Origin of the sequence: Enterobacter sp. UNJFSC 003 (assembly GCF_036903355.1) — a bacterium.
Classification (GTDB): domain Bacteria; phylum Pseudomonadota; class Gammaproteobacteria; order Enterobacterales; family Enterobacteriaceae; genus Enterobacter.
Genome location: NZ_JBAKHK010000002.1, coordinates 178,514 through 191,873 on the forward strand (window position 1 = coordinate 178,514; position 13,360 = coordinate 191,873).

The following is a 13,360-nucleotide window of genomic DNA, read 5'->3' on the forward strand; positions in this document are numbered from 1 at the left end:
TACGAGGCCGTATTATCCGGTCGCCTGATGTAATGTGAGGGATGTTCCACTATGAAAATGAACCGTATCTGCCAGATCCTGGGTATTGAAAAACCTGTTATTCAGGGCCCTTTATCGTGGTTAACTGACGCCCGCCTGGTTGCTGCGGTCAGCAATGCCGGAGGGCTTGGCGTGCTGGGTCCCAATGCCGGGTTGACCGCAGATACCGCCGTGACCACGCCAGAAGAAACTGCCGAAAAAATGCGGGATGAAATTCGCAAAACCAAACGGCTTACCGAAAAACCTTTCGGGGTTAACCTGATCCCATCACGTGAAAACGACATCTGGACGCCGCCCATTCTGCAGGTGATTAAAGAAGAAGGCGTCCACGCCGTGGTGTATACGGGATATGGCGAAGGGAGCATTATTCCCGAATTATTCAATGCGTTAAAAGAATCGGGTATCAACATTATCTATCGCGATATCAACCCGACGCCTGAAAACACGCGTCTCGCAGAAGAGGCTGGCGCAGATATTATCGTGGCTACCGGTTTTGATGAGGGCGGTACGCTGCCCGGCACCGCGCTGGGCACTTTTTCAATCGTGCCGCTCATTGCCGATTCCGTGAAGCACATTCCCGTGATGGCTGCTGGCGGCATTACCGACCACCGTACGGCCAGAGCCGCGCACGCCTTGGGCGCGGAAGGCGTATTTGCGGGCTCGGTGTTTATCAGCACGCAGGAAAGCCGGGTCCCACAGTTGGTCAAAGATAAAATCATTGCGGCCAACGGCCTTGATTTGCTGCTCTTCCGTACCGTGCCGCATTACTATCGCTCTTTGCCCGGCAAACTGGCGGAGAACCTGGTCGCGATGGATAAAGCCGGCGCAAGCAATGAGGCGCTGGGCAACGCGATGGGCGGCCTGCGCGGTTTGCGTCTTGGTATGCTGGAAGGTAATACCGATGAAGGCTATCTCTCGTTCGGGACGGGGATTGGCGCTATCCGCAGCGTGAAAAGCGTCGCCGCAGTGGTAGATGAGTTAACGGTTGAGTAAGTGAACAATCCTGAATTATGGACGCTGCGCAGGGCAGCGTCCGCTTTTCCTCAGGGAATAATCCGTGCCGCTCTCAGCTGCTCGAACAGGCTGAAAAACATCTCATCGGTTGCCTGCATCGCGGTGAAGCCCGCCCGACGCAGCTTGCTGCCATCACCAAACATGTCGTAATGCCAGCCAAACACGAAATCGGCAAACTGCCCGTCGTTTAGCTGTAAAATATCGCTTTCCACCAGACGCTGCTGCGCGGCAAGCTCGCGCCATACCGGACGGTAGTCCTTAAACAGCTGATGAAATGACAGCCTAACCGGCGGTGCAGTTTCCAGCGCAAACCAGCGCGCGATGCGTGGCCACAGCTCGTTCCAGCGCCAGATATCACCATTGTTCACATTGAAGGCTTGGTTCTCGGCCGCCGGAGACGTAGCTGCCCACAGGGTAGCCTCTGCCAGCAATCCGGCATCGGTATGATCAACAATGCTTTGCCAGGTCTGTTCTGAACCGGGAAAACGCAGAGGCAAATTCAGCGCTTTACACAGTGAGGCATACAGCGCGATGCAAAGAGCAAGATTCATGGCGTTGCCCGGCACCGTGCTGCCCACCACGCCTGGCCTGATAGCATTCCAGTGCCACGGTTTTCCACGCTGAAAATCGCTGAGCCACGCCAGCTGCGCGGCGTTAAATTCAGCGCCAGGTACGCCGGGATCGCTTTCACGCGCCGGGGTTTTGAACGGTCCAAGATGCGCGCCGTAGACTTTGTATCCCTGCATCAGGCTTACCGTCTGAAGCGGTGCCGCATTTTCAACGTTGCTGACCAGGTTGCGTAGCATGGCGACGTTCGGTTCAACCATCTCAGTCCAGTTCACCGCATTCAGCCAGGCGCTGTAAAAAATATGAGTGATACCGCTGAGCGACGGCAATACGCGCGCGCTGTCCTGCGCATCCAGCAGATCGACGTTAACCATCGGAATCCCATCCGAATGGGATAACGCATGGCGGCTCAGGCCAATGACCTCCCACTGATTACGCAGGAGCGTGTTAACAAGCTGGCTGCCGACGATCCCGCTGGCGCCGGCGACCAGCGCGACACGTTGTTGCTGTTTCTTATCCATGGTGATTCTCCAGAAAGGATGACATCTCCACTCTGATATATTATTTTTTCCGTGAATACTCCCCGAAAACGATGGCACTTATAAGCAGAATGATTAAATGAACAATAAGCTCAACGCCATTTCTACCTTTCTACGCGTTGCCCAGGCGGGCTCGTTTTCTGCGGCCGCACGCCAGAGCGGCATCAAGCAGTCCGCCGTCAGCCAGCAGATCGCCGCGCTTGAGGAAGAACTCGGCGTGGTTTTACTGCATCGCACAACGCGGATGATGAAGCTGACCGAACAGGGTGAACGATACCGGCGCGATATGCAGCGCGTGATGGACGCCATGCAGGAAGCAGAAATACGGCTGAACCCGGTGGATCATCACTCTCAGGGACGGGTACATGTGCAATTACCGAGCGGTCTGGGGCAGATATTTTTGCCACATCTGCTGGCGCTACAACGCATGAATCCAGATTTGCACCTGAGGCTTTCCCTTGACGATCGCATCGCCGACCTGGTCACAGAAGGGGTCGATGTCGCGCTACGTCTGAGCGCTGAGCCTCCGCAAATGCATGCAGCACGCGTGCTGGCGCGTATTGAAACACCGCTCTTTGCCGCACCGGGGTTTCAATCGATTCAGTCCGTGCGCGAGCTGGCGACCCTCCCTCACGTGCGATTCAGCGGCATTCCGCTGGATGCGCCCTTGAGGCTGATCTCTGATGAAGAAACGATCGAGGTGAAGGTGAATACCGTTTTTCGGGCTAACACCAGTGACGCACTGTTACAGGCGCTGGAGACAGGCATCGGTATCGGCGGCATGCAGCGACCACTTGCGGCAAAAGCGTTGCAAACCGGCACGCTAGTGCCGATATTACCCGCCTGGCGGTTACCCGACCGTTTTCTGTATGCCGTTTATCCGGATGCTCGCTTTATCCCGCAAAGGGTCAGAAACATTATCGGTGCGATCGAGCACTTACTGCCTGAAATAATAAGAGATAGAATCTCTTTACCTTAACTCGCTCTTCGGGAGCACTTATGCAAGATTACTGTTTTTTCCAAAAAGGTCAGCACTACATTGCACTTGAGAGAACAGACGTCGACAGCGCCGTTCAGCTGATGGCTCAGGGATTTGAAAAGCAGTTTGAAGAGGTCAGCGCCCAGAACGAACAAACGGCCCTCGCCCGTTTTGCTGACATCCGTAAAAATAATGAAATTGATCGCACTAACTTCCTGGCTGGCGCTGGCGAAATGCCGTTGATCGGCGTACTGGCTGCAGCGGCAACGTCGTTGTTCCAAAAGAAATAACACCACAACATACTTACCGTGCCACCGGCAAATCGGCATAACGCGTCGTATATGCCGGTGACAGCATTTCGCGCTTCATCGCCCAGGCTTTCTCTATGCCCTGCCCGGCAAACCACACCTTGCCTTTTCCAGAATGATTCAGGCTGTCTATCATTTCCATCAACGCGGCACTGTTTGCGCGCAGGCGGTTGTCGTCAAATAAATTAAGCTGTGCAACGCCGCTACTGGAAAAGTCAGCCAGCATTATACCTGCTTTCATATAGCGATAGCCGTCAAGCCAGATACGGCCCAGCGCATCCGTGGCGGCGCGGATGATATCTCGGGAATCATTAGTCGGGGTCATCAGGGTTACGGAAGCCTGGTTGCCGTAATAGATTTCATTGTCTGCATGGGGGCTGGTGCGCAGAAATACGCTGATAAAGCGACAATATTGATGCTCCCCGCGCAGCTTTTCCGCTGCACGTTCCGCGTAGGCACAAATGGCCTCATGCATCTCAGCGTATTGAGTAATACGGTGGCCAAAGGAACGGCTACAGATAATTTGCTGCTTCGTAGGGATAAACTCTTCCAGGCCAAGACACGGCTCGCCTCGAAGTTCACGCGCCGTGCGCTCCAGCACGACGTTAAAATGTTTTCGAATGACCCAGGGAGAGGTTTCTGCCAGCTCCAGCGCTGTGGTGATGCCCATCGCGTTAAGCTTTTTCGTAATGCGTCGCCCGACGCCCCACACCTCATCAACGGGCACTATCGCCAGCAGCTTGCGCTGCCGTTCGTGATGCGATAAATCGACCACACCGCCGGTACCGGGCCACTTTTTTGCGGCATAGTTAGCCAGCTTCGCCAGCGTTTTCGTCGGGGCAATCCCCACGCCAACCGTTAACCCCGTATTTTTTAATACCTGGGTACGCATCTGATGGCCGAAAGCCTCCAGCGATACGCAATTGCTGACGCCTGAAGCGTTCACGAATGCCTCATCAATGGAATAAATCTCTATTGCCGGGGCCAGATCGGTCAACGTCTGCATCACCCGACTGCTGAGATCGGCATAAAGCGCATAGTTCGAACTAAAAACGTAAACCCGCGACGGATATCCCTTTTCTTTGAATTTAAAATACGGCTCACCCATTTTTATTCCGAACTGCTTTGCCTCCGGGGAGAGCGAAATAATGCAGCCGTCGTTATTGGAAACCACCACGATGGGCTTGCCCTCCAGATCGGGGCGGAACACCTTCTCGCAGGAGGCATAAAAGCTGTTTACATCAACCAGCGCGAACATGTTTATGCGTTTTGAGCGTGTGAGTGACAACCCCGAAGATCTGCAGCTCCTCTTCGGACTGAAAGGTTATCGGCTGATAATGAGCATTATGCGGAAGCAATTTCAGAACCGGGCGAGTCTGTAGCTCTTTAACCGTAAACTCACCGGCGACCGACGCCACCACAATATCCCCATGCTCAGCGGTTAACGAGCGATCGACAACCAGCAGGTCTCCATCACTAATCCCGGCCCCAATCATTGAGTCTCCGCTCACCTTCACAAAATAGGTCGCGCTAGGGTGCCTGACTGCCAGCCGGTTGAGATCGAGACGATCTTCAACGTAATCCTGTGCAGGGCTTGGGAAACCACAAGCAACACGCTCCAAAAACAACGGTAATTCAATAGATTGCTGTAAATGATAAGAGAAGAGAGTATCCATAAATGCGTGCTCACTACATACTGTATATAAATACAGTATTACGAATTCCGGGCAAGAATCAAGGTGCTTTCCCGGAACGACAGCAAACGCATTGAAGTTTGAGAGGATTTATTCCAGCAACGTCTTCAGCAGGTTACTCAACGACGACCTTCACCTTTGGCTTCGACAGCAAAATATGAATCAGCTTCGTAAAGGGAACCGGTTTAAAGAAGTAGTACCCCTGCTGGAAAACAATGTTATTGCGGTTGAGATAGTCTAACTGTGCCTTCGTTTCCACCCCTTCAGCCACAATGCTGATGGAGAGCTTGCGCGCCAGATCCAGCACGCAGTCGAGGATCCGGGTCGACTCTTCATGCTCATTGACGCGGCTGACGAAGCTATGGTCAATCTTGATGTAGTCGATACGCAGATCGTGCAGATAAGAGAGCCCGGAATACCCGGTGCCAAAATCATCCAGCGCGATGGCAAAACCCTTATCGTGCAACGCATTAAGGGTCGTGATCAGATCCTTATCCATATCCAGCGGTTCCCGCTCCGTCACCTCGATAACCAGATTCAGATCCTGCCTGACAAAGCGGCGCTTGTAGTCCAGACACTCATCGATGAATCCCGGCATCGCAATATGTGACGCGCTGAAGTTGACCCCAACGTGGAACCCCTCCGGCAATTTCGAGGAAATGGCGTTCATCTGCGTGACCACCTGCGCCATCAGGCTTCGCGTCAGGGGCACAATCAACCCCGATTTTTCAGCAACCGGAATAAATGAGCCCGGCGAAATATACCCCGCTTTCGGGTGCTTCCATCTTGCCAGCACCTCTACCCCTCTCAGCGAGCCCTCCCTGCCGTTGACCACGGCCTGATAAAACGGAACGATTTCCCCCTTCGCAATCGCGCTGCGAAGCGACTCTTCAGGTGCCGTATTTTTATTCAGATACCTGTACATCACGTACGCGACGAGACAGGCAATCAGCAGAAGAAAAAGCAGAATGCCGCCGCCCTGAGCGATCAGCCGCTGGAGGCTGATAATCGCAGGGAAGGTATAGTCGATACTGTAAGGGAAATCCGCAGCCACGACCTTCCCGAGACGCGGCTGTTTATCACCTAACGTCATGACATCACCCGACGTGCCTATCGCAGCATCCCCCACCGTTAAGCGATAGGTGACGCCCTTTAACGGAACGCTCAGCGCATCCCGAATATGGCGATCGCTAATGGTCACGACAATACGACTATCGGCCACTTTCGTTTGATAGAGCAAAACCGGTAATCCATTCAGCGCGTTTTTAGCGGATACGAGCAACAATTGCGGTGCCGGCAGCGCCCGAGCGTTAATCAGCAGTATGCGGTTGCCCGACAGGGATGAACACCATACTTCCCCCTGCTTAATGATAAAGATGGTTCTGAGGTGGGGCTCCAGCGCCGCTTCGGTACCTAACTGATATTGCCCTTCAACGCCACACCCTTTCTGTGCAATAGCTGTCGCTATCCGGGTGGCGGAACGCGCTTCAACGAGAATAGCATTCGTTTTTTCTATGGCGTAGCGCGCCCCCGCAAGGCTGTCGGCGCGCGCAGAAAACCAGAGCTGTAGAGTCAGAATAAAAACGCCCATCATAAAAAGCGCCACGGCGGCAACGACGGGAACAAGGGTATTGCGCATAAACGCCTCTACCGTACTTAATTTTTATAAGTACAAAGAGCATGGTCGACGTCAGTAAAAATAACCATGCTCTGGTCTACAGATTTTCCGAAAAACGTTTAGCAGGTGAAGGCGTTATCTTTCGCAAGGAAGAAAGGCCGTAAATAAGCAACCGTATTGGACAGCGGAATGACATCATCACTCAGCTTAATCTTTAGCACCTCGGTGAGATAGCGTTTACGGGTCGTGATACGAGCCCAAAGTTCAGGAAACGCATGCGCAATTTCGGCCTGAAGCGCCCGATCCGCCAAAGCAATACTCTCTTCCGCACTGGCACCGGTATAGCCCTTCACGGAGGGAATAATGTCGATCTGCATGATCATGCCGCTTTTCAGCGTCTGCAAGGAGCGCTCAAAAATGGGCGATGACATCCACTCCTCATCGGCGCTGAGATGGCCCGGATTAAGATGCCAGCCGTAGTGCGCTTTCGGCAGTATGGACTCAATCAGGGTGTACATCTCCCCGCCGGCCATGCCGATGCGAATATTTTCAAGCCAGGTAACAACCGCGGCGAAATAGGGTTTTGCCACCCGCTCAAGATAATTTTTCTGCGCGTCCGGCAGCTCACTTTCATCCGCGATCACGAACCCGGTGCGGCTCGACAACCCGCCCTTAAAACCGGTGGTCATGGAAAGCGGCTGACCCCGCGCTACCGGTTTGTAGGTTGGATACAGGTTCGCTTTTTCAAAGCGCTGCCCGGCTGCGGCGATGGTAACCACCGTACTGGACTGGCCTTCTGCAGTGAGATAGCCCCCCAGATCCACCTCGCGAATCCCCGGTACAACGGCATTCATCGCGTTCAGCATGCAGGTAGACGCAAGGTTAGCCCCATATTCGTAGTGAGCGATCTCATTGGCGTTATTGGTGATGCGAGCCCCGTCATCCCCACCGATAAACAGGTGGGCGGCGTTTTCAAGGATTGCCTCTGCCGAAACGCTGTTGCGGATAGCATCCACAATGAATGCGGGTAAATCGAAGAGCTGTGTGTTATCCGCACGGGCAGCGGTAAACATTTTCCAGCCCACGAGTCCGATGCGGGCCATGCCCGACACCCCTGTCTCGTTGAATAATGCCTCCAGCGGCTTTTCGTTATCCATCGGCTGATTGGGTAAGGAGAAGTAAGGGCTGTGCTTCAGCGTTACCGGAATACGTGAATGCGCCGCCATTTTGAGATTCTCGTTGCCAAGGATCGCGGTCGCCTCGCCGTTTTTCGCCAGTATCAATAGCCCCTCTTCAAAGCGAGGTACGAAACCCGTCAGGTATTCAAAGTTACTGCCATGTTCTTTGTCGGCGTAAATAATCAGCGCGTCGACGTTTTCAGCCGCCATGCGTGCAAGGATTTTCGCTTTACGCTCCTGCAGCGTGGCGTCCGTGAGCGGCACGGGCGGGACATCCGAAAATCCCTGTGGTGCTGTCGTCACCTGCAATTTTACTGCCTTAAAATCCATATTATCCCCCTCGCATTCCGAACAAACCGTCAGATACGCCGTTTGGCGATACTCTGTTTTATCATGCTGATACGGTTCTCACGAATGCTTTTACGCCTGTCTCAATGAAATAAATCGCACACAACACAATCACTACACAATCACTTACTTATGACTTAAATAAAAGCAAAAACAAAATAAATAGTCACTACGCAATTACTATGTATTGACTTTGACATTCAGTAAAAGCATATTTCACAGCACGAATTAACAAGACAATTTTGGAGAACGTTTTCTATGCCAGCCCGTGATTATCCTGATAAGCGTGTCGCACGCGGTTTAGCAAAAGAGGCAGACCTGAAGATGTTGAGCGCCCGCATTGATCCCGAACTGATGGAATACATCAGGATCACCGCATTTGAGACGCGAAAGAGTAAGCAGGAAATTGTGTCGGAAGCGTTAGCGCTACATAGGCAGAGCAGTCAGATGGGGTCAGAAGAGACACAAAGCCCGGAAGATCCCTTCGGGCTTTGTTTGTAACAGGGTTAACTCACCAGCGAATCCAGCGTGGCGACCGCATCAGGCGGTAGTACCAGCGATGCCGCCGCCAGATTTTGCCGCAAATGCGCCACGGAAGAGGTTCCCGGGATCAACAAGATGTTCGGTGAGCGCTGCAGTAACCATGCCAGCGCTACCTGCATTGCCGTTGCGCCAAGCGCGTCTGCAACCGCCTGCAGCCCGGAAGATTGCAGCGGCGTAAAACCGCCCAACGGGAAGAATGGCACATAGGCAATCCCCTGCTGTGCCAGAGAATCCACCAACGCATCATCGCCACGATTCACGATGTTATACATGTTTTGCACGCACACAACGGTCACCAATTTCTGCGCTTCGGCAACCTGAGCCGCCGTCACGTTGCTCAGACCGATATGGCGAACCAGCCCCTGCTGCTGCAATTCTGCCAGCGCGGTCAGGGGCTCTGTAATTGATCCTTCCGCGGGGCCGTGCGCGCTAAACATGATCCGCAGATTGACCACGTCCAGTACATCCCGCTTCAGGTTCCGCAGGTTGTCATGCACCGCCTGCGTCAGTTCCTGCGCGGAAAATGCCGGCAGCCAGGAGGCATCATCTCCGCGCCGAGCACCAATCTTGGTTACGATCGTCAGATCGTCCCGGTACGGATGCAGCGCCTCGCGGATAAGCTGGTTGGTGACATGAGGGCCGTAAAAATCGCTGGTATCGATATGATCCACGCCGGCCGCCACGGCTTCACGGAGGACCTCCAGCGCGGCGTTTTTATCCTTCGGTGGACCAAAGACGCCCGGCCCGGCAAGCTGCATTGCACCATAACCCAGTCGTTTAACCGTTCGCGTTCCGAGCGCGTACGTCCCGCTTTTATCAATACTGCCCATGTTACCTTCCTCATAAAAATGAATTATTTAAGGTATACAACAGGTTCCTGAAGAGAACCCTTAGTTAAGCACGAGTAAAATTAAAGTTTAAATTCTCTACGACGATAGTATTGATGTACCCCTGCATCTTCTCTAACGGACGTCCGCTATGTTGAAAAATCTGCACGTGATCACCGGTATCATCTTTGCCCTCACCATATTCTGTCTGCTGCAAGTTGTCACGGGAGGGTTGTTCTACTCCGCCGTCAGCAACGATCGGCATAACTTCCAGAACTCCGGGGTGCTCAACGCCCAACAGGAGAGCCTGAGCGACAGCGTGAACACGCTGGTGAAAACGCGCGTCACCGTGACCCGCGTGGCGATCCGCTACCTGAAAAACCAACGCGATCCTGCCTCCCTGGCGGCAATTAACACGCTGCTTGGCACCGCGGCTGACTCTCTGGCGAAAGCCGAAGCCTATAACAAAGAGTGGCAGAAATTGCCGCAGGTTAACGGCCAGAATGTGGCATTAACCGAAGAGATGCAGAAGTCCTGGAACCAGATGCACGAAGTGATGCGGCTGTCGATTGAATATCTGCGTGCCGACAACTATCAGGCCTATGGCGATCTGGACGCTCAGCAGGCGCAGGACGATATGGAGGGGGTCTACAACCGCTGGCGCGCCGAAAACAACACCCTGCTTAAGGCCGCAACCGAAGAGAACCAAAGCAGCTTTACCCAGATGCAATGGACGCTGGCGGGCATCCTGCTGGCCGTTATCGCCGTGCTGGTGGTAATTTGGCAAGGCTTGCAGCACATGCTGTTAAAGCCGCTCAACGCCGTGATGAACCATATTCGTACCATAGCAGCGGGCGATCTGACGCAGAATATCGCCCTCTCCGGTCGCAATGAAATGGGGCAACTGGCCGCCGGTCTGCATGAGATGCAGCAGTCGCTGGTGAGCACGGTCAGCGCCGTGCGCGGCAGCACGGACTCCATCTACACTGGCGCAGGTGAAATTGCCGCCGGGAGCAACGATCTTTCCGCCCGTACAGAGCAACAGGCCGCCTCGTTGGAAGAGACAGCCGCCAGCATGGAAGAGCTGACCGAGACGGTTAAACAGAACTCCGATAACGCCCGTCAGGCCACGCTGCTGGCGAAGAACGCCTCGGAAACGGCGGCCCGCGGCGGTCACGTGGTGGATAACGTCGTCCGTACCATGAACGAGATTGCCGACAGCTCGCAGCAAATCGCGCACATTACCGGCGTGATTGACAGCATCGCCTTCCAGACCAATATTTTGGCGCTTAACGCGGCGGTGGAAGCTGCTCGTGCAGGAGAACAAGGACGCGGGTTTGCCGTCGTCGCGGGCGAAGTGCGAACTCTCGCCAGCCGCAGCGCGCAGGCGGCAAAAGAGATCAAAGGGCTGATTGAGAACTCCGTCAGCCGGGTCAATACCGGTTCTGACCAGGTGAGCGAAGCGGGTGCAACCATGAAAGAGATTGTGGCTGCCGTGACCCGCGTCACCGACATCATGGGTGAGATTTCATCAGCATCCGATGAGCAGAGCCGCGGTATTGAACAGGTCAGCCTGGCCGTTTCACAGATGGACAGCGTCACGCAGCAAAACGCCGCGCTGGTGCAGGAGTCCGCAACGGCGGCGGCGGCACTGGAAGATCAGTCTGAACAGCTGCGCCAGGCCGTGGCGGCTTTCCGCCTGAATGCGAAAGAGAATGCAGCTGCCCCTCGCCCGTCAGCGCTGAAAACGCCGCAGCTGTTGCGCCCGGCCACGGCGAGCGCGTCGGGCGACAATAACTGGGAAACCTTCTAAGCGCAGCCGTTAACGGCTGCGCTTAGCGTGCCGTTCCCAGTTCTCGTGTTTCGCTTCGTCGGATTTTCGCAGTGAAACGTAGCATGCTCCGCTGCCGCCATGATGGGGCAGCGCTACGCAAAATGCCTGAACTTCCTCAAACTCGGTAAGCCAGCGCGCCAGGTAGCTGCGCACCACGTTAGGGTGTGAATTCTGTTCGCGCCCTTTTCCATGTACGATAACCAGATTGCGCAACCCATCACGTCCGGCCTGGCGAATAAATGAATACAGCATCTGGCGGCAACGCTCCGCGGGCTGACGCAACAAATTGAGGCTGGCCTGGCGGGAGTATTTGCCCGAGCGTAGCTTATCAAAAACGCCCTGCTGCACCCCATCACGCTGGAACGCCAGCGGCTCTTCAAGCGGCAGCAGTTCCAGAAACCCCAGCGTCAGAAAATTATCGAGCTGCTCAATGTCTATCTCCTGCCGCGCCCGCGCGTTGCGGTTCTGCTGCCAGTGAATATCCGTGCAGCGCTTCAGGGGCTGGACATCTTCCATGGCGTCAAGAAAAAGTGATTTGTCGTCAGGGTTCATGGACATTCTCCGGCTACATCCGAGTCGGTACTATACCTGTGCCGGACAGGGGTCTCAATAACCCTCATGCGCAGGAGCATGTCTAAATATATTTCTGCCGAATATATGAAATATATGCCTGAATAAAGTTAAATAAAACTTAACTAAAACTTCAGCGTTAATACATTAAAAGATTTAAGTTAAAAAACCGTGAAATCAATCACTCAGTCAGCTTTCATTTTCAGAGATATCTGTTATAACTAAATAAACCTGCCGAAGGGAAATAACACGTAGGATCGGTGGAAGGATGCACTGCTGTGTATACTATAGGGTCTGTTTGATGTCGAACAGATCCTGTTTTTTTATTATTTGTATTTTACCCCGACACTATTTTTCGCGCCTCTCTGCGGAATTGCGTGATTAATGATTCCGAGAGCGGAGTTTGGCGAGAATCACGGCGTTGAATTAAGTAATACGCCGCCTTTGGCAGCGCTTCGACAACCGGCAGCATCACCAGACGGTTCGCCAGAAGCGGGTCACAGCCCAGTTCCTGCGGCAATATGCTTAAGAAATCGCTTTGCGCCACTAGGCTTATGCACGAGGAAAACGTTTCGCATACAATACCTATTCGCGGTATTTGCGCGCGATGACTAAATACATCTTCTAATTGCTTATAATAACTGCCACGGGGCGTCGGCATGGTCCAATTATAATGCAGAAGATCGTTGATAGATTTTGCCCCTATCGCGGGATGACCTTCCCGGCAAAAGACCGCAAACGGCTTTTCAAACAATTTTTCAAACGTGAATTCGTGATCGTACGGGCCCTGATAATAGGTGTTAATGGTGAAATCCAGTTCACCCTGGCGTAATTCATTAATCATTGATACCAGCTGCCCTTCCATAATCCGGACCTTCACCTGCGGATGCTGCGCATGAAAACGCGTGATCACGGCGGGCATCAGGCTTCGCGAAATGCTGGCCCCCATACCAATGTTGATCTGCCCGGCCAGTTCCCCCTGCCGCTGGCGAATGTCGTCCTGCGCGGCACGCAGCTCCTCCAGAATCAGCCTGGCCCGGTGATAAAAACCCTCTCCACATTCGGTTAACGCCACGCCTTTGCTACGGCGCACAAAAAGCTGCGCCGCCATTCCCTCCTCCAGCTCTTTGATGGATTTGGTCAGTGCCGGTTGCGAGAGATTCAGCGTCCTGCTGGCACCGCGAATACTGCCCTGATGTGCCACTTCAACAAACGCCCTGATGTGATGAAATTTAATCTGAAATGACATAACCCGACCGATAACCGTTGTTTATCAGAGTAAAGAAACTGTCATCTACTTTA

13 protein-coding genes are annotated in these 13,360 nt (G+C 53.7%); 5 read left to right on the forward strand and 8 right to left on the reverse strand.

What is annotated here, in order from left to right; translation table 11 throughout:
• The first annotated feature begins 51 nt into the window (after positions 1-51).
• Positions 52-1,032: a nitronate monooxygenase gene (locus tag V5P19_RS06895; RefSeq protein ID WP_334401499.1), complete on the forward strand. Its 981-nt coding sequence runs from the start codon at positions 52-54 to the stop codon at positions 1,030-1,032.
• Positions 1,033-1,082: 50 nt separating this feature from the next.
• Here V5P19_RS06895 and V5P19_RS06900 read toward each other — a convergent pair whose 3' ends face one another.
• On the reverse strand, positions 1,083-2,141 hold the full coding sequence (locus V5P19_RS06900; RefSeq protein ID WP_334401501.1) for an SDR family oxidoreductase: 1,059 nt from the start codon (positions 2,139-2,141) through the stop codon (positions 1,083-1,085).
• Positions 2,142-2,238: 97 nt separating this feature from the next.
• Here V5P19_RS06900 and V5P19_RS06905 point away from each other — a divergent pair, with 97 nt between their 5' ends.
• Both V5P19_RS06905 and V5P19_RS06910 read left to right on the forward strand, forming a co-directional pair.
• On the forward strand, positions 2,239-3,138 hold the full coding sequence (locus V5P19_RS06905; protein ID WP_334401503.1) for a LysR family transcriptional regulator: 900 nt from the start codon (positions 2,239-2,241) through the stop codon (positions 3,136-3,138).
• Between the two features lie 20 nt (positions 3,139-3,158).
• Positions 3,159-3,428: a hypothetical protein gene (locus V5P19_RS06910; RefSeq protein ID WP_334401505.1), complete on the forward strand. Its 270-nt coding sequence runs from the start codon at positions 3,159-3,161 to the stop codon at positions 3,426-3,428.
• Positions 3,429-3,441: 13 nt separating this feature from the next.
• Here the strand turns inward: V5P19_RS06910 and umuC are convergent, their stop codons facing one another.
• The 4 genes from umuC to V5P19_RS06930 form a co-directional block, all read right to left on the reverse strand.
• Positions 3,442-4,704 (reverse strand): translesion error-prone DNA polymerase V subunit UmuC, encoded by a 1,263-nt coding sequence (gene umuC, locus V5P19_RS06915; RefSeq protein WP_334401508.1) that lies wholly within the window; start codon positions 4,702-4,704, stop codon positions 3,442-3,444.
• Entirely contained in the window at positions 4,688-5,122 is a 435-nt protein-coding gene (gene umuD / locus V5P19_RS06920; protein ID WP_334401510.1) for a translesion error-prone DNA polymerase V autoproteolytic subunit, read from the reverse strand. The genes umuC and umuD overlap by 17 nt, the downstream gene beginning before the upstream one ends.
• 133 nt (positions 5,123-5,255) lie before the next feature.
• Positions 5,256-6,779, reverse strand: a complete 1,524-nt coding sequence (locus V5P19_RS06925) for an EAL domain-containing protein (RefSeq protein ID WP_334401512.1) — start codon at positions 6,777-6,779, stop codon at positions 5,256-5,258.
• A gap of 98 nt (positions 6,780-6,877) precedes the next feature.
• On the reverse strand, positions 6,878-8,266 hold the full coding sequence (locus V5P19_RS06930) for an aminopeptidase P family protein (RefSeq protein ID WP_334401514.1): 1,389 nt from the start codon (positions 8,264-8,266) through the stop codon (positions 6,878-6,880).
• Between the two features lie 276 nt (positions 8,267-8,542).
• On the opposite strand from V5P19_RS06930, the gene V5P19_RS06935 reads away from it, so the two are divergent.
• Positions 8,543-8,785: a hypothetical protein gene (locus V5P19_RS06935; RefSeq protein ID WP_334401516.1), complete on the forward strand. Its 243-nt coding sequence runs from the start codon at positions 8,543-8,545 to the stop codon at positions 8,783-8,785.
• A gap of 5 nt (positions 8,786-8,790) precedes the next feature.
• Here the strand turns inward: V5P19_RS06935 and V5P19_RS06940 are convergent, their stop codons facing one another.
• Entirely contained in the window at positions 8,791-9,657 is an 867-nt protein-coding gene (locus V5P19_RS06940; protein ID WP_334401519.1) for an aldo/keto reductase family oxidoreductase, read from the reverse strand.
• A gap of 148 nt (positions 9,658-9,805) precedes the next feature.
• On the opposite strand from V5P19_RS06940, the gene V5P19_RS06945 reads away from it, so the two are divergent.
• Entirely contained in the window at positions 9,806-11,467 is a 1,662-nt protein-coding gene (locus tag V5P19_RS06945) for a methyl-accepting chemotaxis protein (RefSeq protein ID WP_334401522.1), read from the forward strand.
• Positions 11,468-11,476: 9 nt separating this feature from the next.
• Here the strand turns inward: V5P19_RS06945 and smrA are convergent, their stop codons facing one another.
• Together smrA and V5P19_RS06955 are read right to left on the reverse strand one after the other, a co-directional pair.
• Entirely contained in the window at positions 11,477-12,040 is a 564-nt protein-coding gene (gene smrA / locus V5P19_RS06950; RefSeq protein ID WP_334401525.1) for a DNA endonuclease SmrA, read from the reverse strand.
• A gap of 355 nt (positions 12,041-12,395) precedes the next feature.
• Positions 12,396-13,307, reverse strand: a complete 912-nt coding sequence (locus V5P19_RS06955) for a LysR family transcriptional regulator (RefSeq protein WP_334401527.1) — start codon at positions 13,305-13,307, stop codon at positions 12,396-12,398.
• Between the last annotated feature and the right edge of the window lie 53 nt (positions 13,308-13,360).

Bases quoted from the DNA above. Each gene is read 5' to 3' on its own strand.
- V5P19_RS06895 (WP_334401499.1), top strand. From the start codon at position 52: ATGAAAATGAACCGTATCTGCCAGATCCTGGGTATTGAAAAACCTGTT.
- V5P19_RS06900 (WP_334401501.1), bottom strand. From the start codon at position 2,141: ATGGATAAGAAACAGCAACAACGTGTCGCGCTGGTCGCCGGCGCCAGC.
- V5P19_RS06905 (WP_334401503.1), top strand. From the start codon at position 2,239: ATGAACAATAAGCTCAACGCCATTTCTACCTTTCTACGCGTTGCCCAG.
- V5P19_RS06910 (WP_334401505.1), top strand. From the start codon at position 3,159: ATGCAAGATTACTGTTTTTTCCAAAAAGGTCAGCACTACATTGCACTT.
- umuC (WP_334401508.1), bottom strand. From the start codon at position 4,704: ATGTTCGCGCTGGTTGATGTAAACAGCTTTTATGCCTCCTGCGAGAAG.
- umuD (WP_334401510.1), bottom strand. From the start codon at position 5,122: ATGGATACTCTCTTCTCTTATCATTTACAGCAATCTATTGAATTACCG.
- V5P19_RS06925 (WP_334401512.1), bottom strand. From the start codon at position 6,779: ATGCGCAATACCCTTGTTCCCGTCGTTGCCGCCGTGGCGCTTTTTATG.
- V5P19_RS06930 (WP_334401514.1), bottom strand. From the start codon at position 8,266: ATGGATTTTAAGGCAGTAAAATTGCAGGTGACGACAGCACCACAGGGA.
- V5P19_RS06935 (WP_334401516.1), top strand. From the start codon at position 8,543: ATGCCAGCCCGTGATTATCCTGATAAGCGTGTCGCACGCGGTTTAGCA.
- V5P19_RS06940 (WP_334401519.1), bottom strand. From the start codon at position 9,657: ATGGGCAGTATTGATAAAAGCGGGACGTACGCGCTCGGAACGCGAACG.
- V5P19_RS06945 (WP_334401522.1), top strand. From the start codon at position 9,806: ATGTTGAAAAATCTGCACGTGATCACCGGTATCATCTTTGCCCTCACC.
- smrA (WP_334401525.1), bottom strand. From the start codon at position 12,040: ATGAACCCTGACGACAAATCACTTTTTCTTGACGCCATGGAAGATGTC.
- V5P19_RS06955 (WP_334401527.1), bottom strand. From the start codon at position 13,307: ATGTCATTTCAGATTAAATTTCATCACATCAGGGCGTTTGTTGAAGTG.